Origin of the sequence: Clostridium cochlearium (genome assembly GCF_900187165.1) — a bacterium.
Taxonomy (GTDB): Bacteria; Bacillota; Clostridia; order Clostridiales; family Clostridiaceae; genus Clostridium_G; species Clostridium_G cochlearium.
This window is the reverse complement of record NZ_LT906477.1, coordinates 211177-235291: the sequence shown is the minus strand read 5'-3', so window position 1 is coordinate 235291 and position 24115 is coordinate 211177. Positions and strand designations below refer to the sequence as shown.

Below are 24115 nucleotides of genomic sequence, written 5' to 3'. Positions count from 1 at the left end.
TAATATAAGGAGGCGTTGGTTATGATAGAATTCACAAATGTAAGCAAAAATTTCAAAAGTACTCGAGTTTTGGAAGATATAACATTTTCTATAAAAGAAGGTGAATTAGTAGTACTTATAGGTCCTAGTGGCTGTGGAAAAACTACTACCTTAAAAATGATAAACAAACTTATTTTACCCTCTTCCGGTAAAATAACTATTAATGGTGAAGATCTTTCTAAAAAAGATACAATACAACTTAGAAGAAATATAGGTTATGTAATTCAACAAACGGGTCTTTTCCCCCATATGACAATAGGAGAAAATATCGACTTAATTCCTTACCTTCAAAAATGGGATGAAAAAACAAGACGCAAAAGGACACATGAATTACTTGAATTAGTTGGACTAAGTCCTGATGAATACATTAATAGATATCCAGAAGAATTAAGTGGTGGTCAGCAACAAAGAGTTGGTGTAGCAAGAGCTTTAGCTGTAAATCCTGATATAATTTTAATGGATGAACCATTTAGTGCTTTAGATCCTATAACTAGAAATTCACTTCAAGATGAAGTATTTAAACTTCAACAAAAACTTCAAAAAACTATCGTATTCGTAACTCATGATATGGATGAAGCCTTAAAACTAGGTGATAGAGTTTGTATTATGAAAGACGGTCATATAATGCAATTTGATGAACCACAATCCATACTAAGAAATCCAGCTAATGAATTTGTTGCTAATTTTATAGGTAAAAATAGATTATGGAGCAATCCAGAACTAATTACTGCAGAAGATATAATGATCAAAAATCCAGTAAAAACCTTTGGTGAAAGAACTATAGTTCAATCTGTAAACATAATGAAACAAAATCATGTAGACAGTATTTTAGTGGTAGATAAAGATAATGTATTAAAAGGAATTGTAACATTGAAACATCTAGATTTAGACAATATAAATGGAAAGAAGCTTAAAGATGTAATGGCTTCTGACTTAAAATATGTTCACTTAGAAGATTCTATAAAAGATGTAATAAATGTTATGAAAAAAAATAGTATATCTTATATACCTGTAGTAGATGAAGATAAAAAACTTAGGGGATTAATTACTCAAAGTAGTTTAATAACTACTTTTTCTAAAATCTCTTAATACAAAGGAGGACTTAATATGAATTTTTTCAATTTTGTTACGGAAAGATCTTCTCAAATACTTAGTTTAACAGGAAAACATCTTCAGCTAACAGCCATAGCAGTATTATTAGCTATATTTATAGGAGTCCCTATAGGTATATTAATATCTAGGTATAAAAAAGCAGCACCTTATGTGATAGGAATAGCAAACGTAGTACAAGCTGTACCAAGTCTTGCTTTATTGGGTTTTTTAATTCCATTAATAGGAATTGGAGAAATGCCTGCTATTTTGATGGTATTTTTATATTCCCTACTTCCTATTATAAAAAATACATATACTAGCCTTGAAAATATATCACCTGATATTAAAGAAGCAGGTAAAGCTATGGGTATGACTAATTATCAGTTGCTCACTATGGTAGAACTTCCATTAGCTTTTCCAATAATAATGGCTGGTGTTAGAATTTCTTCCGTTACGGCTGTAGGTCTTATGACTATAGCAGCTTATGTTGGTGCTGGTGGTCTTGGTGATCTTATATTTTCAGGTATACAAAGCTTAAATTCTTCTATGATTTTATCTGGTGCAATTCCTGCTTGCATAATGGCATTACTTTTAGATTTTATTATAGGAAAAATAGAGAAAAAAGCTTCTGAAAAGAAATCAAAAAATAGAAAAAAAGCAAGAATAAAAAGAATTATTGCACTAGCTAGTTGTGTAATTTTAATAATTAGTTTTGGTATATTTAACTCTCAAAAAAAATCAAACACTATAGTTATTGGTTCTAAAGACTATGTAGAGCAAGAAGTTTTAGGTAATTTAATAGCTGAAATGTTAAAACATCATACAAATTTAAATGTAGAAACAAAATTTCAATTAGGTGGTTCATCAGTAGTTGTAGAAGCTATTAAAAAAGGTGATATAGATATTTATCCTGAATATACCGGTGTTGGTTTAATGTATGTTTTAAAACTTCCTCATGATAGTGATCCTGATAGAGTATATAATACAGTTAAAAAAGGATTTAAAGATAAAATGAATTTGCAGTTTTTAAAGCCTTTTGGATATAATAATACCTATGCTGTAGCAGTAAGAAAAGACACGGCAAAACAATATAATTTAAAAAATGTATCTGATATAGCTAAGGTTTCTAATAATTTAAAAGCTGGATTTACTGTATCCTTTGTAGATAGGCAAGATGGATTATTAGGATTAGAAGACACTTATGGATTAAAATTTAAAGAAGTCTTAAAAATGGATTCTGGTGTAAGATACAGTTCATTAATAAGTAAACAAACAGATGTAACAGATGCATTTACTACAGATGGTATGTTAAAATCCTTAGATTTAACATTGCTTAAAGATGATAAGGGTGTATTTCCACCTTATTATGCTGCACCTGTTATAAAATCAGAAACACTTGAAAAATATCCAGAAGTTGAAGAAATCCTAAACAGATTATCGGATAAAATTTCAGAAGAAGATATGATAGAAATGAATTATAATGTGGATGAACTTGGAATGACTGCACAACAATCTGCTTTAGATTTTCTAAAGAAAAAAGGATTAATAGATTAAAAGCTTTAAAAAAAGACTATCCATTTAGTTTGGTGGATAGTCTTTTTTTATAATTAATATATTTTTTTATGCTTATCTTTGTCCTTTTTCGTAAGGTACACCGTCTGCCGCTGGAGCTTGAGTTTTTCCTACAAATCCTGCTAATGCAAACATAGTTATTATATAAGGGAAAGCTGCATAGAACTCTCCTGGAATAGCCCATCCAAAACCTTTAGCAAATAATTGAAAGGTTTCTGCAAAAGCAAAAATCATAGATGCCCACATGGCATTTATAGGCTTCCAATTACCAAATATCATGGCCGCAAGAGCTATAAATCCTCTACCACTAACCATATTCTCTCTATATAGGTTCATTATACCTATAGAAAGAGTAGCTCCTCCTAATGCTCCTAGAATACCAGATAATATTACACATAAATATCTTATTCCATAAACACTTACTCCCAAAGTGTCAGCAGCTTTAGGATGTTCTCCAACAGATCTAATTCTAAGTCCTAATGGTGTTTTATATAGCACAAAGTGTGAAATAATTACTAAAGCTATAGCTATAAATACAAACCAGTTTAATTCTTTTAAAATTCCTCCTATTAATGGAACTTTACTCATAGCTTCTGCTGGGTACGGTAATGATTTTACTACACTTGTTTGTGAATTTGTTTTAAAGAATTTAACTATTAAATAACTAGTTAAAGCTGCAGCAAAAACATTTATACCTACACCTGAAACTATTTGATCTGCTTTTAAATGTATACTTAAATAAGCATGAATAGCTGCCATAATAGCTCCAGAAATAATTGCAAACAAAACTCCTATCCAAGGATTTCCAGTTAAAAATGAACCATATACAGCAAAAAACGCTCCCGTAGTCATTATTCCTTCAAGGGCAATATTTACAACCCCTGATTTTTCTGAGAATACTCCTCCAAGTGCTGCAAATATTAGAGGAGTTGCTAACCTAAGGGTAGCAGATATAAGCATTACTATACTACTCATTTAATAATGCCCCCTTTTTCTTTCTTTCTGATATAAGTCTAAATACATATTCTCCAGCTATAAATAATATTATTATACCTTGAATTAAATACACTATAGTTTTTGGTATTCCATAAAGCATTAAAGTACCAGAACTATAATTCAATGCTGCAAATAGAATTGCTGAGAATATTATTCCTATTGGATTACTTTTTGCTACAAGAGCAACTGCTATTCCATCAAATCCAAAGTTAGGGAAAGAAAATAATTGCATGGATTGATGCTGTACTCCCATAGTATGTACTGCTCCTCCAATACCTGCTACAGCTCCAGATATAACCATGGCAAGTATTATATTTCTTTTTATATTAATTCCTCCGTACTCTGCTGAAGTTGGACTTAACCCAACAGCTCTTATCTCGTATCCAGTAGTGGTTTTCCAAAATAATATATAGACCAAAAATGCAAATATAATTCCTATAAATAATCCAATACTTAATCTATTATTTTCCCCTAAAAATCTATATAATTCAGCAGAAGGTTGAATTACGTTTGTACTTGCTGACCCTTCTTTATGAAAAGGTCCCATAGTAAAGTAGTTAGATAAATGCATAGCTATAAAGTTCATCATTATTGTATTTACAACTTCATTTGTTCCCATTCTTGCCTTTAAATATCCAGGTATTCCTGCCCAAATAGATCCTGCTAGTATACCACAAGCAAGTATAATAATTTGATGTATTGGTGCTGGTATTCCTGGTATTAATCCTACAAGTGTAGCTGTTAACATACCTACTATAAATTGCCCTTCTACTCCTATATTAAAAAGTCCTGTTTTGAAAGCTATAGAATGGGCCAGTCCTGTAAATATAAGAGGTGTTGCAAATACCATAGTTTCGATAAAGTTTAACTTTGTTCCAAAGCTTCCCTTCCATATGGATTTAAAAAGTAAAGTAGCAGCTTCTCCAAAGGAGAATGATTTAGCCCACATTACGAAAAATACAGATATAAATAAAGCTAACACTATAGCTACAATTGATATTGAAAAACTTTTAATCACATCTGAATTTAACTTAGATTTATCTGAAGCTTTTTTACTCAACTTTTTCCCCTCCTTCTTTTCCTTTGTTTAAAGTTCCTCCTGCCATAAGAATTCCTAGTTTTTGTTCTGTGGCATCTTTTGCATCCAGTACATCTACAACTTGACCTTCATACATTACTGCAATTCTATCAGATAAAGACATTACTTCATCTAATTCTAAAGATACTAATAAGACTCCTCTGCCTTTATCTCTTTCTTCTACTAATCTTTTATGAATATATTCGATAGCACCTACATCAAGTCCTCTAGTTGGTTGAGCTGCAATTATCATAGTAGGATTTTTTTCTATTTCCCTTGCTACTATAAGCTTTTGTTGATTTCCTCCTGAAAGTGATGATGCAGCTACATCTTCATTGGGAGTTCTTACATCAAAATTTTCTATAAGTTTTTTAGAATGTTCTCTTACTTTATCATAATCCATCATAATACCTTTGGCAAAAGGTGCTTTATGATGAATACCTAAAACAGAATTTTCTACTAGGGAATATGCAAGAACTAATCCTCTTTTATGTCTATCTTCTGGTATATGTGCTATACCTAGTTCTGTTATTTCTTTAGTAGTTTTTCCTGTTATATTTTCACCTTTTAAATATATATTTCCCTCTGATGCTTCTGTTAAGCCAACTATAGCTTCAATTAGCTCTGTTTGACCATTTCCATCTACCCCTGCAATTCCTAAAATTTCTCCCTCTCTTAACTCTAAATTTACTCCTCTAAGAGCAGGTAATCCTCTCTGATCTTTTGCCTTTAAATTCTCTATCTTTAGTATAGTTTCTCCTAATTTTGATTCTTCTTTTTCTACTACTAAATTTACTTTTCTTCCTACCATAAGTTCTGCTAAACCATCTATATCCGTATCTTTGGTATTAACTGTATCTATATATTTTCCTCTTCTTATTACTGTAACTCTGTCACTCATACTCATAACTTCTTTTAATTTATGAGTTATTAATATTATAGATTTACCTTCTTTTACTAAGTTTTTAAGTATATTACCTAATTCCTCTATTTCTTGTGGCGTTAATACCGCTGTTGGTTCATCCAATATTAGTATTTCTGCTCCTCTATAAAGTGCTTTTAATATTTCAACCTTCTGTTGTTGACCTACAGTTATATCTTCTATAACATCATCAGGATTTATATTAAATCCATATTTATCTGCTAATTCTTTAGTTTCTTTTTTGGCTTTCTCTATATCTATTTTAAAACTTCCTTTTTTAGGTTCTTGACCTAAAATCATATTCTCAGCCACTGTAAAATTATGAACTAACATAAAATGTTGATGAACCATTCCTACTCCTAATTTTATTGCATCTTTAGGATTTTTTAGTTCTACTTTCTGACCCTTTATATAAATCTCTCCACCTTCAGGTTGATATAGTCCATAAAGTATATTCATAAGAGTTGTTTTACCTGCACCATTTTCACCTAGAAGAACATGAATTTCACCTTTTTTAAGTTCAAAATCTACATTTTCATTAGCTATAGTTCCGGGAAAAATCTTTGTTATTCCCTTCATTTCAACAACTTTATCCATTTGGTTCCTCCTTCCTATTGATTAAAAAAGCTAGATGCAAAAGCACCTAGCTTCCATTTAAATTTAAATTTCTGGAGCTTTAAAGTCTAAAAGTTCTTTTCTTGTTCCTGGAACTTTAAATTTACCTTCTTTTATAGCTGCTCTGTATTTTTCTGATAATTCATCTGCCTCTTTAGTAAGGTCTGGATGTTTTGTTGGTGCTATTCCAACTCTATCTTCTTTTATTCCAAGAACTATATGTTTTCCACCTTCGAACTTGTCTTCTTGAATGCTCTTTATAGTATCTATAACAGCATCTCCTACTTTTTTCTCCATGGATATAAGTATTACATCTTTATATTCTGGTAATGCTGCTGCTTGGTCAGAGTCAACTCCTATTGCCCACTTATTCATTTCTTTTGCAGCCTTAAATACTCCAAGACCTACTCCACCTGCTGCATGGAATACTATATCACAACCTGAATTATAAAGCATTTTTGCAGCTTCTATTCCCTTTTGTTGGTCATCAAAAGAGTCTACATATTTTACATTCTTTCCTGGTGTTTTTTCATTAACAGGTTTTAATAATTTACCGGCTTCTGGATTAACTGACATAACTCCAGCTGCAAATCCTATTTCAAATCTGCTTATAACTTCACTTTCTTTTCCACCTATAAATCCAACTTTATTAGTCTTTGTCATTTTACCTGCTATAACACCAGCTAAAAATGATCCTTCTTCTTCTTTAAAAGTTATAGATAAAGTATTTGGTGATTTTACAACTGAGTCAACAATTAAAAACTTTTTCTCTCCTATTTGTTTGGATACGTTTTCCATAGCATCAGTCATCATATATCCACAGCCTACAATTAAATCAGCTTCCCCTGCCATAGTTTTTAAGTTTGGCTCATATTGTTCTTGTTGCTTTGATTCTATAGCATTTATTTGTGTTATTCCTAATTCTTTTTCTGCTTTTGAGATTCCTTCATGTGCTGATTGGTTAAATGAACCATCATTTACTCCTCCTTGGTCTGTTACAAGACCAACCTTTAATTGTTCTTTTCCACCTTCAGCAGGCTTCTTTTCTCCTCCACCACAGCCGGCAAATAATGATACAGTCATTATTGCTGCTGATAAAAGGGCTACAACCTTTTTCTTATTCATTTGATTACTCCTCCCTAATTTTAATGTTAAATTATATAATTTCTTCTAGCAATATAATATTTCTACATAAAAATAATATTTCCTTCTTGTTAGTTATTAATAATCTTCTATAAAAAATATTCCACAAGCTCTATTACCAGAATGTACACCAACCACACATCCAACTTCACATTCTATAAATTGCAGCTCTTTTTCTTTTAAATGTTGTTCTAAAGCAATTCTTATTTCCTCATTTTCTATATGTAAAAGTATACATGGTTCATCTTTTTTTATACCTATTTCTTCTATATAATCCATAACATATCTTATAGCTTTTTTATTTCCTCTGACTTTATCTAATATTGCCATTTCTCCATCTTTTACTGTTAGTATTGGTCTTATACCTAAAATATTTCCAACAACCCCTGCTGTTTTTGAAAGTCTTCCTCCTTTAACTAAATTAGTTAATTCTTCAAAAACAAGTCCACTTTTTATATGGGGTATGGTCCTTTTTACTTCTTTTGAAATTTCATCCAATGTAAAACCTTCTTCTTTAAGTCTAGCAGCCTTTATAACAAGTAATCCTAAACCTGAAGTTACATTTTGGGAATCTATTATTTCTATAGCTTCATCTGCCTCTAAAATTTCCCTTGCTAAACAAGCTGACTGATATGTTCCACTCATTTTAGATGACAGATGAAGAGAAATTATTTTATATCCTTCATCCAAATATTTTTTATAATATTCTATAAATCTTTGAGGAGTTATTTGAGCTGTTCCTGGAAACTCATCAGAACTTTCCATTTTTCTTAAAAGCTCTGATGTATTTATATCTACACCATCTTTATAACTTTCCTCCCCAAAGTTTACTAGTAAAGGAATAACTTCTATATCATATTTATCTATTATTTCTTTTGATAAGTCTGCGGTACTATCTGTTATTATTTTAATTTTATTCATAAGCTGAAACCCCCTCCTATTTCATGTTGGGGAAGTTCATTTGCCTTAGCCCTTCATAGGTTACTATAGCTACAGTATTAGACAGATTCAAGGACCTTGTGCTACTTTTTATCATAGGTACTTTTATACATGTGTCCTTATTACCTTCTCTTATATAATCTGGTAACCCTGAAGTTTCCCTTCCAAAAACTATAAAATCCCCTTCTTGAAATTTCACATCATTATAATATTTACTGGCGTGAGTAGTAGAAAAATAAAATCTGCCATCTTTATATTTTTCTCTTAAGTCTTCATAGGATTCATGTATTTCTAATGATAGTTGTGGCCAATAATCCAGCCCTGCTCTTCTTAAATGCTTTTCATCTAAACTAAAACCTAATGGTTTTATTAAGTGAAGTTTACATTCTGTCAAAACACAGGTTCTGGCTATGTTGCCTGTATTTTGTGGAATTTCTGGTTGAAATAAAACTATATTTAAATTCAAGATATTCTCCCCCTTATACACAAGGAATTAAAATTACATAACATATCTTACTCTATTATTTAAAAATAGTAAAGTTTTAAAGTATAAATTTTTCTATAGCTTTTGCAACTCCGTCTTCATTATTTATATCTGTAATATAATCTGCATTCTCTTTTATGCATTCTGCTGCATTTCCCATGGCTACTCCTAATCCTGCAAATTTTATCATAGATAAATCATTTTCACTATCTCCTATACACATTACATTTTCTCTTTCTATTCCTAGCATATCTGATAAAATACTTACAGCATTTCCTTTAGATATACCTTTGCTCATAACTTCAAAATTATTGCTGTAGGAGCTAACAACCTCTATACCCTCTTCTTTTGCAACTATTTCTTTAACTTCTCTTATTTTGTTTATATCTTTATCTACAATTATACCCTTTAATACCTTATGTTCATATTTCTTTAAAGCATTTTCCCAAGTATCTACTAATTCTATATCCACCTTATTATTTTCTGATAATACCTCATTCATTTTAGAATAGACCTTATTTGAAAACTCCAAGTCTTCTGTGAGGATTTTATTAGGTGTATTAAAATGTGGACGTAATTTATATTCTCTTAATATCTCTATGATTCTTATAGTCTTTTCTAAGTTCATTGGTTTTTCGTATATGACTTTATCTTCACTGCTATTTTTAATATATGCTCCATTTGAAGCTATAACTGGTGATTTCACTCCTATTAAGTCAGCATAATAATTAGCTGAAGGAAATATTCTTCCTGTGCTTATAGCTACATGAACACCTTTATTAGTAGCAGCCTTTATTGCATCTATATTCCTTTTACTTAATTTTTTATCATCTCTTAATAATGTTCCGTCTATATCAATACATATTAGTTTATATGACACTTAAAACATCCTCTCCTATTTTATTTATATAATCATTATATCAAAAAAATTGAATTTTCTTTTTTTATATAGTGCTAATTTATTCCTTTAAATAATTTATAATACCTTTGGCAATGTTTACACCTGTTTTTTTCAATACCTTATCATCTCTTAATCTTTTTCTATCCTCTTCATTAGTTATAAAACCACATTCTACTAAAGCGCAAGGTACATCACTCCATCTTAAGATGGCTATATTTTGTCTTCTTATGCCTCCATCTCTCCATGCTTCTCCTTTTGAAACATCCTTTTGAATTGTTTTTGCAAGTTCTATTCTTTCATCCTTTTGAAATTCTTCTGGATCATAGTAATAAGTAATAATTCCATTATATGAATTATCTTTATTTGAATTTACATGAATTGATATAAAAATATCTGGATTTATACTATTAGAATAATTACTTATTTCTCTAAGATATAAAAATTTATCTTCTTCTCTTGTCATAAAAACCTGTATGCCATGACTTTCAAGATATTCTTTAGTATAATGTGCTATTTTTAAATTAATGTCTTTTTCATATAGATCCTGAAAGCTTGTCCCTTTATCCATACCACCATGACCTGGATCTAATACAACTTTTTTATTTTTTAATGATATGTTACTTAAAGTTAGTATTTTATTATAGTTCTCTTTTGCAAAATTTTTATTGTACTTTCCATCATAGCTTAAAATCAAAATCATACACATTAATATAAAAATACATGAACTTAAAAATTTTTTCCTATCTTTTATTCTCATAAATACCTACCCCATTTTACCCAATTCTATATATAAGTATAACCTCATTTTCCATTTTTTTCAATATAATATGGTGTTTATAGGTATTTATATATGTAATATCTAAATTTCCCCAATCTCTTTTTAATAGTATTTTCTATAAATGTGTATATCTCCTTTTTTTCATTAAAGTCTAATTGCTGTTCTTTTACTTCCCCATAAAATTCTTTACATGAGGCATTGGTAAGTATTTTAAGCATATGTTTTAATTTTTCTTCCTCTATTTGTTCTAAAAATTCATATTCACCTTTACTGTTTTTATAAATATTTATAGTTTCTAATCTTTTTAATGTATATTCATATAAAAAAACAGATTTTGAACTTTTTAATATTTTCTCTACCTTTTTTAATTCTATAATTATTTTCATAGGTATTAGTATTATTAAAAATATAATAACCAATAAAAGTATATATTTTTTGTAATTTACTTTATCTATTTGTTTATTAACTTTATGCTCTTTTTTAATATTATCATGAAGCTCTTCTATGTCATTATGATCATTATCATTTTCATATTCTATTTCGCTAAAACTTTCTCTACTTTCTTCTTTACTTTTCATTATTTGATTTATCATTTCTGGTGCTTCTGGTACTGTATCTATAATAGTCCATGTGTCACTATAAGGGGATACTAAAATTTCACACCAAGCATGTGCATTCCTATTATAAACTACATATCTTCCTTTATCATCTTTATGATGTCCCATATTAAAGCCTTCTACATATCTAGTTGGGATTCCTATTATTCTAAGCATTATAGTAGCTGAAGTAGCAAAATATGTACAATATCCTTTCTTTTCATTAAATAAAAAATGCTCTACAAACTCTTGCCCTTCTGGAATATCTTTTACATCTAAGGAATACTCATAATTCTTATTTAAATATTCATATATTCTAAAGACTTTTTCTCCTAAGGTATTAGCATCCTTAGTTATATCTTTTGTCAAATCGTATACTCTTTTAGGTATATTTTCTGATAATTGAAGATAATCTTCATATCCATCAATCTTAGAAGGATACAAACTTTTAGTTCTTTTATATTCAAAGTCTATCATATTTATAAAAAAATCTTCTTTTTCTTTTATCTTATTTGATAATATAGAGTACTTATAATTATCATCATAAAATTTAATAATATATTCACTTGAAATATTATTGCTTGAAATGAAACTTTTATCTCTATTAAAATAAATTTTATTATTATGATTTAAATCATATGTATTTATTGGAGCAAATAATGTTGATGTGGATATATTGGTTGGTATTATGCTTATACTATTTTTAGTTCCTTCTCCTCTTATAGAAAAAAATGAATTATTATTGGGTTGTAACTCCTGTTTATATTTATCTAATCTTTTAAAGGTATCTTTACTAGTTTTCCAAGAAAAACCGTCATAATAATCTTTTATGCATCCTCTTAAATAATATGATTTATCTGATTTTACTCTAAATGCTTCATTATTATCTATATCTATTGGTCCTCCTAATTTCTTTTCTGTATTAGTATATCCAGATTTATTTAAAGAATAACTTTCATTTATATTTTTAGTATTATTTAAAACTTTATCTAGTATCTTATTTCTTAAATTTGCATTACTAATATTAATATTTTTAGCAATGTAATTTGTTAAAAAAGGTATAGTAGAACTTAGAAATATTATATAAAACAAAGTAATATATTTATTTCTATATATTTTTATATTTTGTTTTTTTCCTTTATTTTTTATATTTAAATTTTGATTTATAAAATAAGTAAGGATATTTAAAGCTAATAAATATGGTGTTACACTTATTACTGTTTTTTTATAATCATAATGCCAAAAAAAAACAGTAGGTAAAATAGAAAAAACTATAATAAAATTTTTATAATAATTAGATATGAATAATAAAATTATTGTAATTAAAGGTATTACAATTGATACAATATCCTTATATTGATAAAAATAAGTGCTGTTACCTTCATATATATGTTTATTTAAAATTTTTATATATTCTATATTTTTATATATTGTCATAAATATATATTTTTCATTATTGTATATCCATAAACAAAATATACCAAATAAAATAAGAAGCATTAAAATATTATAAAAGTTTTTTGTGGATAATACAGTATATATTAAATATATAAATGCACCTATTAAAAAAGCTTTAGTAAAAAATATATAAGAAAATCCCTCTATCTTTAAACATTTTCTCATAAGTATTATAGAAAATAATAAATTAACATATATAATACCAATGTTTATCAATGCTTTTTTATAATCTTCCATAGCACAATTCCTATCCCTTCCCTGTTTTATAAATTATCCACAATAGGCTTGAAACTTATACACTCTATCCCCATTTCTTTTAACATATCTCTTTGATACAGTATCTCAATCTCTGTTTTATAATAAAATATTTTAAATCTATATCCAAGTTTTATTGCTTCTAAAGCTCTTTTCCAAATATATTCTGTTAGAAATGGCATTACAATTATAGTAATTTTATTTACTTTATTTAAATTCTTCTCCATATAATAAATAAAATCTTCTTTTCCTAAACTTTTATTGTTTATAAAGTATTCTTTTATACTTGTTATATCTTTATTTTTTTCTAATTTGAATTTCATAGATTTTTTATTGTTTATATTTAACACACAGGATGTATTGTTATCTATTAAATACTTGCAAAAGGATATTAAAAATTCCACAGTATATTCCTCTATAATATCACCATTTTCTTGTTTGTATATTTCATTATTCATATCCAAAAATATATTGTATTCTTCATTAGAATACATTTCATAGTTTTTAGTATATAGCTCACCATATTTAGCACTAACTTTCCAGTGAATTCTCTTTAAGCTATCTCCAATTTTATATTTTCTAATATCTTTGATGAATATAGAATTTTCTATATCTCCTAATAAATTTGTTGTTAAGTTTTGTTTCTCATTGCTAGTTCCATAAAAATCATTACTTTGCATAGTTTTAGGATATACTTTTATATTGATTTTGTCCTTTAAAGATTTTTTTAAATAAAATATATTAAATATATCTTTTATATTTATATTTATATCTGTTAAATTATAATTTCCTCTTATATAAAACGTGTTGTATACTTTTACATTTTTTATTTCCTTGCTCTTTAAATTAAAAATATTTGAGGGATTTTCACTAATCCAATTTGTACCTTCATTATATTTAATTTCTATATAATTTATAGGAATAAAACTTCTATTTTCTAAAAATATATTTATTTCTATTTTTTCTCCTGTAATAAAGCTATCTTTTAATTTATGTATTTCTACCTTTATCATTTTATTAGTAATAAATACATATGCAAATGAAAATAAAGTAATAATCATAATACATATAAAGATGGCATTAGGAAAATAACCATCCTCAAAAAACACATATATAAAAGAAATTAAAAGTATTGATAAAAACTTTTTATTAATTTTTATCATTTAAAATCACCTTTTATTTGAGGTAAACTTATGGTATCAATAATTGAATTTAATATTTCATTTTCCGTAATTCCTTCTAATCTTGCTTTAGAAGACAACCTTATTCTATGGGCTAAAACTTGAATTATATTTTCTTTTACATCCTCTGGTATAACAAAATATCTACCTTTTATAATAGCTGTAGCCTGTGCTATTTTTATTAATGCTAAAGATGCTCTAGGACTTGCACCTAATTCTATGTATGGATTTTTTCTTGTTACTTCTATTATTCTTACTATATATTCTATTATTGAATTATTAACCTTGACTTCTTTTAACTTTCTTTGAAGCATTAATATGTCTTCTATTTTAACTACAGATTCTAAAAACTCTAAGGGATCACCCTTGCTATAAATTTTTAGCATATCAATCTCACTTTCTCTGTCCGGATATCCTAAGTTTATTTTTATAATAAATCTATCCAATTGGGCCTCTGGTAATACAAAGGTTCCCTTAAATTCTATAGGATTTTGTGTAGCTATGACAATAAAAGGTTCTTGCAATTTATAAGTATTATTTCCTTCTGTTACTTGTTTTTCCTCCATAACTTCTAACAATGCAGATTGAGTCTTAGGAGAAGTTCTATTTATTTCATCTGCCAATATTATATTAGAAAATATAGGACCTTTTTTAAACTCAAAATCTTTTGTAATTTCATCATATATAGAAATTCCTAATATATCTGAAGGTAATAAATCCGGGGTAAATTGTATTCTTTTATACTGTAATTGTAAGGATTTAGATAAAGCTTTTACAAGGGTTGTTTTCCCTATTCCAGGAACATCTTCTATTAATATATGTCCTTTTGCTATTATAGCTTTTAATATATTACATATTTCCTTTTCTTTTCCTAATATAACTTTAGACACATTATGAAGGATTTTTTCCACAATTTCTGTTTCCCTCAAAAATATTCTCTCCTTTCCCTATTAAAAGTAGAAGAGTTGAAAAGAGATTTTTCTCTTTCAACTCCCCCCTATTATTTTTTAGTACCTACTTTTATTATTCCCTGTATAGGCTTATAAAAATCATTTGAAATAAGTTCTTTATTTATAAGTTTTCCATTTTCATATATATTTCTATAAACTTTCACTTTAAAACCTTGATGGGCATTTTGAACTACTTCTGTGGTACCTTGTGGCAAATTTGCATCCTGTATTGTCTTTGTGTCTGTTGGTAGATTTTCATAGACATCTGTTGTTATTTCATATCTTCTGTTTTTTAAGGAAGAATTTGAATATATATTGAATCTGACTTCTCCATTATAAGTTAATCCTTCTATATATATAGGGAAAGAATAATCATTTCTAAATTTATAATCTATATTTTCCCAATCTACTGTAGCATCTCTTCCTAAAGGCACATAACTTGATGGCATAGTATGATGTGCTCTTTCCACTGATTTTAAGTTAGCCATAAGAGCTGCATTATATAAAGTAGATGAAGTTTGACATATACCTCCACCAAGTCCATCTTCTACTTGATTACCTATAATTACTGATGCCGCTTGATATCCTCTCTCCGAAGTTCTTTGACCAACTATTCCATTAAAACTAAATACCTCTCCTGGCATTAGTACAGTACCATTTATACTTTCTGTACTAAGTTTTATATTGTTTGCTCTTTGTGGAGAAGATATGTTTCCATAATTAGTACCAAAAGAAGATATCAATGTGTCTACTGTTGTCAATTTATCAGCAGTAATCTTAGCTTGTACATTTTTCACTTCTCCATTTACAACTAAATTATTAGAAACATCGCCATTTATATTACTTAATATATCTTTTTGTAATTTCTCTTTATTTAGTTTTTTTCCTATATTTTCAGGGATTATACTAAATCCTTCGCCTTTTTTTACAAGTTTTGCATTAATGGCATCTCTGTTTACTTTCTTTTCTACGTCATTAATAAAATCAATTACTTTTTTTTCATTATAAGAAAACATTAATTCAAAAGGTTTTTTTTCTCCTTTTTTTATTATTCTATATTTAGAAAACACATTAAGATCTTTCCCATAATCATAAGCTTTTTTTAATGAAGTGTCTAAATCATATTTTCCATCTATTTTATCAAAAGTTATGGAATACTCCCCCTCTGGAATTTTTACAATTATCTTCTTGTTTGGCAACTTACTTTCATATTTTTGCCTTATAATTTTTTTACCTTCTTCTAAGGTTTTACCAGAAATATCTTCATTTCCAACTGTTACACCTGGATAAAATAAATTTTCATAATACTTTATGTCGCTATAACTATACCCTGCTTTTACGGAAGTTAACCCCATTAGTATTACTAAAATTATTATTGCGTATATATTGACCTTTTTACTTAAATTTTTCTTTCTTTTTTTTCTTTTTGCCATAATCTCACCTCCTAATATAAGCACATATTCATTATAACTTTAATTAATTTTATAAACAATATTTCTTAAAATAATTTATCAATTTATGTCTGGTATATTCATCCAATTAATCTATTAATTTTCCAATTACACTATATGTTTTATGTTAGTAAAATTTAAAAAACAGTAACATGAACCTTTCATGCTACTGTTTTAACTTTTAAAACTACCAACTTCCAGAAGAACCTCCTCCACCAGAGGAACCTCCTCCAAAACCACCAAAGCCACCGGAGGAACCTCCTGAGGATCCTCCACCGAAACCTCCAAAGCCACCAAAATCTCCGCCAGTGCCTCCGAAACCTCCAGGACCTCCTCTTCCTCCTCTATTGCTCCAAAATAGCATTCGGAAAATTTGCTTTGTCACTCTTCCTCTATTTAAAATATTATCTAATATAAATAATACAACTATTATACTTAAAAATAAAGATGTTCCCCTGCTATTTTCTTCTACATTAGTAGGTAACACTACTCTTGAATTTTTTTCTAAAGTAACATTATATTCTTTAGCTATAGCATCTGCAAAAGCTGAATAAGATTCCGTTATTCCCTTATCATAATCTTCATTTGCAAAACTAGGCTTAAAAATTTGCTCCATAACTTCATCTGAATATAAATCAGTAATAGCTCCTTCTAAACCATATCCTACTTCTACTCTTCTAAGCCTATCCTCCATAGATATTAATATCAATAAGCCATTATTCTTTTCTTTCTGTCCTATGCCCCATTCTCTAAATAATTCAGTGGCATAGGTTTGTATATCATTGCCATCTAATGAATTTACAATAACTACTACAGATTGTGCTCCTGTTTTGTCTTCTAATTCTTTACCTACAGATACCACGTATTCCTTAGCATCTAAACTTAAAGTATTAGTATAGTCATTTACATATTTTAAATTAGTGGGTTTAGGTAAATTATCTTTTGCACTTACCAAAGGAATAGATATAAAAATTATACATAAGCAAATTAAAAGAGATTTTAATATTTTTTTCATATTTTACTTTCCTGTATTAAAGTCTACTTTTGGTACTTCCTTAGAAGCTTCATCTGCTTTATAATATTCCTTTGATTCAAATCTAAATGTTGATGCTATTATTGAAGCTGGAAATCTTTTAATAGTAGAATTATATTTAGTTACAGCTTCATTATAATCCTTTCTAGATACATTTATTCTATTTTCTGTACCTTCTAACTGTATCATTAGATTGTTAAAGTTTTGATTAGATTTTAATTCAGGATATCTTTCTACCACTACTAATAATCTAGATAATGCGCTAGAAAGTTCACTATCTGCATTTGCTTTATCTTGAATAGTATTTGCACCACCTAATTTAGCTCTAGCATTAGCTATATCTGTAAATACTTCTTTTTCATGTGTGGCATAGCCTTTAGTTGTTTCCACTAAATTAGGTATTAAATCACTTCTTCTTTTTAAATCACTATCTATATTTGAAGATAACCTCATCACATTTTGTTCTAAAGTAACTATCTTATTATAAGTTGATATTATTGGGAAAATCAAAACAATTAATACACCAATAACTATCAAAGCATTTTTTAGTCCTTTACTCAATTTAATCCCTCCTATATTTAAATTAAATATATTCGGAAACCCTTAGGCCTCCATTTATCTTAATCCCGAAGGGTGTCAATTTTAACTTCCCCCCAGAATTTTAAACAAAATATCAAAAAAACTTATATTTTTTCCAAAATCACTTGACAAAGTTTGTAAAATTTGTAGCCTCGCACTATAGAAACTATTTACAAAATATTGCGAGGTGATTTTTTATGTTAGGTTATTGGCGTAGCCATTGTGATTACCAAAGTCTTCTTTTGTCAAGCATTAGTGAACTTTATAAAACTGATCCCACTATCGTGGAATACTACTCATCAAGTATTGAAAAACTATATAATTTAAATCTTGATGATATAAAACCATTAATTAGAGAAACATATTCTCTAACTGGTAAACCTTCAAACCAGCAACCGGAACTCTTCAGATCATTTATATTAATGTCTGACTTAGGTTTTCATAGTCTACAAAAATGGATTAAGCACTTACGTGCACATGATATACTTTGCACCATCATTGGTGTTGAAAAATCTAATGTACCAGGATTAGGTACTCATTATGATTTCATATCGAGATTTTGGGGTATGAGCCCTAAGGCTGAAAAATCAGCCAAGGACTCACTTCATTCTTTTACTTCCAAGCCCCACAAAAAACTTGGCAAGAATGAAAAACTACCACCAAAACATCCTGGTGTTATTAAAAATTTAGTTGAACAGGCTCTTAAAGGACGAACTGTCGAAACTCGCCCTGAAAAGCTATTTCAACAAATTTTTGCTAAGTTAGCTATTGAGCCTTCCGCTAAACTCGGTCTCCTTGGTAATACTCAAAAACTTGATATATCAGGAGATGGTACCTGTCTTGAAACTGGCGGTAGCTCATTAGGCATTAAGACCTGTGATTGCATTAAAAAAGGTATTTTTAACTGCAAATGTAATAGAAGATTCTCTGACCCTGACGCTAGACGCGGTTGGGACAGTTACCACGAAAAATGGTATTATGGTCATTGCCTATATTTTCTTAGTGTCTATAATCCTAAACTTAAAAAGGATCTTCCTATATATTTTAGGATGGTACAAGCGCAGCGTTATGATGGTGTTACTGCAATTTTTGCACTTTCAGAAGTTAGAAAGATGTATCCTCAATTTAACTTTGATAAGTTCATCGCAGATGCTGCTCATGATAACTATCCTACGTATAAGCTTCTTAATGAATGGAATATAAAAGCTGTTATATCCCTTAATCCAAAGGGTGAAGGTAAAAATAAATATGAACCACCAATTGGATATACTAAGGACGGTATTCCCATCTGCAAATGCAACCAACCAATGGTATATGATTGGTACGATAAAGGCAGAAGTAGAATTAAATATAGATGTCCTTTAGTAAAAGGTAAAATTAAAGAATGTCCTCATAAGGAAGAATGTTCTCCTAGTGCCTACGGCCGTGTAATATACGTAAAGCCAAGTGATGACTTACGTTTATTTACTGCTATACCTAGAAACTCTGACCTTTGGAAACAAATAATGAAAAAGAGAACTTCTTCAGAGCGAGTAAATAAAAGAATACTTGAAGACTACAACATGGAACAAGCCCACTGCCGTGGTAAAAAACGTTGGTCTTGGTGGACATTAATCCATAGCATCAATATTCATTTGGATGCTCAACTATCTGTTTCTAAAACTAACCTATTAGACATTATAAAATTAACTGCAAACAAAGCATGCTAGTCTAGATAATTGTTAAATTTTAAGAAAATTCACCTATCGGTGAGTTAGCTTTGCTATACTCTTTTTTAAAATAAAGTTAAATAAAAACAGTAATATAACAAATGCTCCGCACTAAAATAATATTAAAGCCATTTTGGAGCCAATTGGAAATTAGTTTCCGAATTCACTCTAAATTGTAATCATTCTAATGAATAATGTTAATTTAATTCTACTTGTTATATAGTTTATTATCAACATAATATATTATTTTTAATAATAATTTAATGTTTGTGGTATTATTATTTTAAGAGGTGATACTATGAATGCAGAAATAATAGCTGTTGGTACAGAAATTTTATTAGGTGATATAGTAAATACAAATGCTCAATTTCTTTCTAAAAAACTTGCCCAAATGGGTATCTCTGTATATCATCAATCTGTAGTAGGAGATAATAGTAATAGATTAAAAGAGGAACTTAATGAATCTTTTAAAAGAAGTGATATAGTTATAACCACGGGTGGATTAGGTCCTACTAAAGATGACCTTACAAAAGAAATAGGTGCAGAATATTTTAATAAAGAAATGATTCTTAATGAGGAATCCTTAGAAACTATAAAAAACTATTTTAAAAAACAAGGAAGAAAATTAAGTAAAAACAATGAAAAACAAGCGTATTTTCCAAAAGACTCAATAATTTTACCAAATAATTTTGGTACAGCGCCAGGTTGCATAATAGAAGAAAATAATAAATATCTAATAATGCTTCCAGGTCCACCACGAGAAATTATACCAATGTTTGAACAACATGTAGTACCATATTTAAAAAAATTTAATGAAGGTGTTTTAATCTCTAAAGTTCTTAAAATATGTGGTATGGGTGAATCTCAGGTAGTAACTGAAATAAATCATTTAATTGAAAATCAAACTAATCCTACTGTTGCACCTTATGCTAAAGAAAATGAAGTAACTTTAAGACTAACTGCTAAAGCTTCAAATGAAGAAGACGCATTGTCTTTAATAGCTCCTTTAGAAAAAGAAATTAAAGATATTTTAGGTGATAATATATATGGTACTGATTCAGATACATTGGAAGGTGTAATAGGAAATTTTCTAATAGAAAATAATCTATCTATTGCAACTGCTGAGTCCTGCACAGGTGGTCTTTTATGCGGAAGATTAGTTAATTATCCTGGCATATCTAAATGTCTTGTGGAAGGTATAGTTACCTATAGTAATGATTCTAAAATGAATAGAATAGGTGTTAAAAAAGAAACTTTAGAAAACTTTGGTGCGGTAAGTGAGGAAACGGCTTTAGAAATGGCTAAAGGTGTAGCTAAAACTTCTGGAGCTGATATAGGTATATCCACTACTGGAATTGCAGGTCCTTCTGGAGGAACTGATGAGAAACCAATAGGCCTTGTATATATAGGATATTATATACAAGGTAAATCTTTTGCAAAAAGATTTGTTTTCCCTGGCAACAGAGAATCTATAAGAAATAGAACTGTTACAGTAGCATTGGATTATCTTAGGAAAAATTTAATTTAGTTATATATATAGATATTATTAATATAAATGTAAAAGTGCCTACAAATTGAAAATGTAGACACTTTTTTTATTATATTCTTATTTACATATATTCATTTCTTTTGCAATTCTTCTAACTTCTTTTGATACAGATTCTGCAACTTCTTTATTAAATGGATCTGGAATTATATAATCTTCATTTAAGTCTTCTTCTTTTATAAGATTTGCCACACCTCTTGCGGCTGCAATTTTCATCTCTTCATTTATTTCCTTAGCTTTTACATCTAATGCTCCTCTAAATATTCCTGGGAACACTAAAACATTGTTTATTTGATTTGGGAAGTCAGATCTTCCTGTTGCAACAACTCTAGCTCCCCCAGCTTTAGCTTCATCTGGAAGTATTTCTGGTTCTGGATTAGCCATAGCAAAAACTATACTGTCTTTGGCCATAGTAGAAACCATTTCTTTTGTTAATAATTTAGGACCTGAAACTCCTATAAATATATCTTTACCCTTTATTACATCAACAAGTTTTCCTTTTTCTTTTTCTCTATTAGTTACTTTTGCTATTTCTTTTTGAGCAGGATTTAATTTTTCGTCTCCTTCTATTAAAGCTCCATTTATATCGCACATAACAATATTTTTAGCTCCAGCATTTAATAAAAGTTTACATATGGCTATTCCTGCCGAACCTGCTCCATTTATAAGAATTTTTGCTTCTTCTAGTTTCTTACCCACTATCTTTAAAGCATTATATATACCTGCTAATACAACTATAGCTGTACCATGTTGGTCATCGTGAAATACTGGTATATCTAATTCTTTTTTAAGCCTTTCTTCTATATAAAAACACTCTGGTGCTTTTATATCCTCTAAATTAATGCCACCAAAACCTGGTGCTATTAATTTTACAGTTTTTATAATTTCTTCTGGATCTTCAGTATCTAAACATATAGGGAAAGCATCCACATTTGCAAATTCTTTAAAAAGAAGTGCTTTACCTTCCATTACAGGCAATGCAGCTTCTGGTCCAATATTACCTAGTCCTAAAACCGCTGTTCCATTAGTAACCACTGCAACCATATTACCTTTTGTAGTATACTCATATACATTTTTTTTATCCTTTGCTATATGCACACAGGGTTCAGCAACTCCTGGTGTATATGCCAATGCTAGATCTTCCCTATTTTTAACAGGTATTTTACCTACAACTTCTAATTTACCTTTCTTTTCTGAGTGTAATTTTAAAGCCATTTCTTTTACATCCATAGCATTTTATTAAACTTCAAAAATGATTTTATTACTTCATTTTTAAAATTTAATACTACCCTCCTTCCAAGTGTTTGCCTTTTGAAGTATTTCCCTTCAATTTTTATGTATTGAAATACTTCATCTGCTTATTAAAACACTATTCTGAATTTTCTCCTTCAATATTTAGTATTCTCCATTAATTCAAAAATTCCTCTAAAATTTTCTTAACTTTTTTCTATTCCACTAAAATATTCACAGTAAGGCGCTATAGGGCACTGTTCACATTGTGGCTTTCTTGACTTACAAGTATACCTTCCATGCCATATTAAATAATGATGGGTTATACTCCACATATCCCTATCTATATTTTTCATCAATTCCATTTCTACTTCATTAGGATTTTTGCCTTTAGCAATACCTATTCTATTTGATACTCTAAATACATGAGTATCAACAGCTATTGCAGGTATTCCAAAAGCATTAGATAATACTACATTAGCAGTTTTTCTTCCTACCCCTGGAAGAGACATAAGTTCCTCCATAGTTTGGGGAACTTTTCCTTTAAAGTCTTGTAAAATCTTTTTACTAGCTTCTAATATATTTATGCTTTTATTATTATAAAGCCCACAGCTTTTTATTTTCGTACCTAATTCTTCTTGTGACAATTGAAGCATTTTTTCTGGTGTATTGTATTCTTTAAAAAGTTCAGATGTTACTTTATTTACTCTTTTATCCGTACACTGAGCCGACAATATAGTAGATACTAAAAGTTCATAGGGAGATTTAAAATCTAACTGACACTTTGCTTCTGGATAGGTTTTACCTAATATATCTAAAACTCTTTTTATTCTTTCTTTATTCAATTTATCTTATACACTCCTTGATATTCTTCTGGCAATAATTTAGCAATACTTTTCATAAAATAATCTAAAACTTTTTCTTCATAATCATGTTTTTTCTCGCCTTTCTCCCTAGATGGTATATTTTCTAAAGGCTTTCCTATTCTAATATTTATATGTGAGTAATTGAATTTTTCAGCTCCCATATCCTTTTCATTTATAGGGAGAAGCTTTTCTGTCCCTGTTAAACTTATAGGAACTACTGTTGCTTTCGATAATTTTTGTATAAGCACTACTCCTTTTTTGCCTTCTATTAAACTTCCACACCTACTTCTAGTTCCTTCTGGAAATATTAATACATTATTTCCACTCTTTAAAGTTTTTATTATGTTTGATATAGCTTCCTTATCTGCTGTATTAGGTTTTATAGTTATAGTTTTAGTTATTTTAATACCTAAATTGGTTAATGGATTTTTAGATAATTTTATACCTGCTACAAAAGTTATGTCATGTTCATTTAAAACATCATCTATTATTAAAGCATCTGCATTACTTAAATGATTTGATATAAATAATATAGGCTTTTTTATGCCTTCTAAATTTTCTAAACCTTCTACTTTTATATCTGCATATTCATCTAAGTATTTTTTTAATATTTTCTTAGATATCTTTCTTACAATACTGTCAGGTAAGTAAGATATTAATTTTGCTAATTTAGGAGAAATCATAAATTGTTCCACCTTTCAT

General features: G+C 28.7%; 21 protein-coding genes. 4 read left to right on the top strand and 17 right to left on the bottom strand.

Annotation, left to right across the window (positions count from 1 at the left end; all coding sequences use genetic code 11):
* The first annotated feature begins 21 nt into the window (after positions 1-21).
* Both CKV72_RS01145 and CKV72_RS01140 read left to right on the top strand, forming a co-directional pair.
* Positions 22-1128: an ABC transporter ATP-binding protein gene (locus CKV72_RS01145; RefSeq protein WP_095177220.1), complete on the top strand. Its 1107-nt coding sequence runs from the start codon at positions 22-24 to the stop codon at positions 1126-1128.
* Positions 1129-1146: 18 nt separating this feature from the next.
* Positions 1147-2685, top strand: coding sequence for an ABC transporter permease/substrate-binding protein (locus CKV72_RS01140; protein WP_095177219.1), 1539 nt, complete (start codon positions 1147-1149; stop codon positions 2683-2685).
* Between the two features lie 72 nt (positions 2686-2757).
* Here CKV72_RS01140 and CKV72_RS01135 read toward each other — a convergent pair whose 3' ends face one another.
* The 14 genes from CKV72_RS01135 to CKV72_RS01070 all read right to left on the bottom strand — a co-directional run bounded on the left by CKV72_RS01135 (position 2758) and on the right by CKV72_RS01070 (position 18044).
* Positions 2758-3678 (bottom strand): ABC transporter permease, encoded by a 921-nt coding sequence (locus CKV72_RS01135; RefSeq protein WP_089867592.1) that lies wholly within the window; start codon positions 3676-3678, stop codon positions 2758-2760.
* On the bottom strand, positions 3671-4759 hold the full coding sequence (locus tag CKV72_RS01130) for an ABC transporter permease (RefSeq protein WP_089867589.1): 1089 nt from the start codon (positions 4757-4759) through the stop codon (positions 3671-3673). Before CKV72_RS01130 ends, CKV72_RS01135 begins: the two co-directional genes overlap by 8 nt.
* Entirely contained in the window at positions 4752-6296 is a 1545-nt protein-coding gene (locus CKV72_RS01125; RefSeq protein WP_095177218.1) for an ABC transporter ATP-binding protein, read from the bottom strand. The genes CKV72_RS01130 and CKV72_RS01125 overlap by 8 nt, the downstream gene beginning before the upstream one ends.
* Positions 6297-6359: 63 nt before the next feature.
* On the bottom strand, positions 6360-7439 hold the full coding sequence (locus CKV72_RS01120; protein WP_095177217.1) for a BMP family lipoprotein: 1080 nt from the start codon (positions 7437-7439) through the stop codon (positions 6360-6362).
* Positions 7440-7535: 96 nt separating this feature from the next.
* Positions 7536-8378: a DegV family protein gene (locus CKV72_RS01115; protein ID WP_095177216.1), complete on the bottom strand. Its 843-nt coding sequence runs from the start codon at positions 8376-8378 to the stop codon at positions 7536-7538.
* A 16-nt stretch (positions 8379-8394) separates the two neighbouring features.
* The gene (locus CKV72_RS01110) at positions 8395-8862 is read right to left on the bottom strand and encodes a tRNA (cytidine(34)-2'-O)-methyltransferase (protein WP_089867576.1); all 468 of its coding nucleotides are present in this window, start codon (positions 8860-8862) and stop codon (positions 8395-8397) included.
* 76 nt (positions 8863-8938) lie between these two features.
* A complete protein-coding gene (locus tag CKV72_RS01105) occupies positions 8939-9760 on the bottom strand; it encodes a Cof-type HAD-IIB family hydrolase (protein WP_089867574.1) in 822 nt (273 codons plus the stop codon).
* Between the two features lie 79 nt (positions 9761-9839).
* The gene (locus tag CKV72_RS01100) at positions 9840-10538 is read right to left on the bottom strand and encodes an N-acetylmuramoyl-L-alanine amidase family protein (RefSeq protein WP_095177215.1); all 699 of its coding nucleotides are present in this window, start codon (positions 10536-10538) and stop codon (positions 9840-9842) included.
* A gap of 77 nt (positions 10539-10615) precedes the next feature.
* Complete coding sequence (locus CKV72_RS01095) at positions 10616-12850, bottom strand: transglutaminase domain-containing protein (protein ID WP_095177214.1); 2235 nt, start codon at positions 12848-12850, stop codon at positions 10616-10618.
* A 26-nt stretch (positions 12851-12876) separates the two neighbouring features.
* The gene (locus CKV72_RS01090; protein ID WP_169712332.1) at positions 12877-13929 is read right to left on the bottom strand and encodes a DUF58 domain-containing protein; all 1053 of its coding nucleotides are present in this window, start codon (positions 13927-13929) and stop codon (positions 12877-12879) included.
* Between the two features lie 98 nt (positions 13930-14027).
* On the bottom strand, positions 14028-14978 hold the full coding sequence (locus tag CKV72_RS01085) for an AAA family ATPase (protein ID WP_095177213.1): 951 nt from the start codon (positions 14976-14978) through the stop codon (positions 14028-14030).
* A gap of 71 nt (positions 14979-15049) precedes the next feature.
* Positions 15050-16432, bottom strand: a complete 1383-nt coding sequence (locus tag CKV72_RS01080; protein WP_242868148.1) for a VanW family protein — start codon at positions 16430-16432, stop codon at positions 15050-15052.
* Positions 16433-16637: 205 nt separating this feature from the next.
* Positions 16638-17465, bottom strand: coding sequence for a TPM domain-containing protein (locus CKV72_RS01075; protein WP_095177212.1), 828 nt, complete (start codon positions 17463-17465; stop codon positions 16638-16640).
* Positions 17466-17468: 3 nt separating this feature from the next.
* Complete coding sequence (locus CKV72_RS01070) at positions 17469-18044, bottom strand: LemA family protein (protein ID WP_089867553.1); 576 nt, start codon at positions 18042-18044, stop codon at positions 17469-17471.
* Between the two features lie 215 nt (positions 18045-18259).
* Between CKV72_RS01070 and CKV72_RS01065 the strand changes: the two genes are divergently transcribed.
* Both CKV72_RS01065 and CKV72_RS01060 read left to right on the top strand, forming a co-directional pair.
* Complete coding sequence (locus CKV72_RS01065; protein WP_095177211.1) at positions 18260-19771, top strand: transposase; 1512 nt, start codon at positions 18260-18262, stop codon at positions 19769-19771.
* A gap of 298 nt (positions 19772-20069) precedes the next feature.
* Positions 20070-21299 carry a competence/damage-inducible protein A gene (locus tag CKV72_RS01060; RefSeq protein ID WP_089867550.1) on the top strand — a complete coding sequence of 410 codons (1230 nt, stop codon included), beginning with the start codon at positions 20070-20072 and terminating at the stop codon, positions 21297-21299.
* A 78-nt stretch (positions 21300-21377) separates the two neighbouring features.
* On the opposite strand, the gene CKV72_RS01055 is transcribed toward CKV72_RS01060, so the two are convergent.
* From CKV72_RS01055 to CKV72_RS01045, 3 genes are all read right to left on the bottom strand, one after another.
* Positions 21378-22547, bottom strand: a complete 1170-nt coding sequence (locus CKV72_RS01055) for an NAD(P)-dependent malic enzyme (protein WP_095177210.1) — start codon at positions 22545-22547, stop codon at positions 21378-21380.
* A gap of 206 nt (positions 22548-22753) precedes the next feature.
* Positions 22754-23392: an endonuclease III gene (nth, locus tag CKV72_RS01050; protein WP_089867546.1), complete on the bottom strand. Its 639-nt coding sequence runs from the start codon at positions 23390-23392 to the stop codon at positions 22754-22756.
* Entirely contained in the window at positions 23389-24096 is a 708-nt protein-coding gene (locus CKV72_RS01045; RefSeq protein WP_089867543.1) for a lysophospholipid acyltransferase family protein, read from the bottom strand. Before CKV72_RS01045 ends, nth begins: the two co-directional genes overlap by 4 nt.
* Positions 24097-24115: the final 19 nt, after the last annotated feature.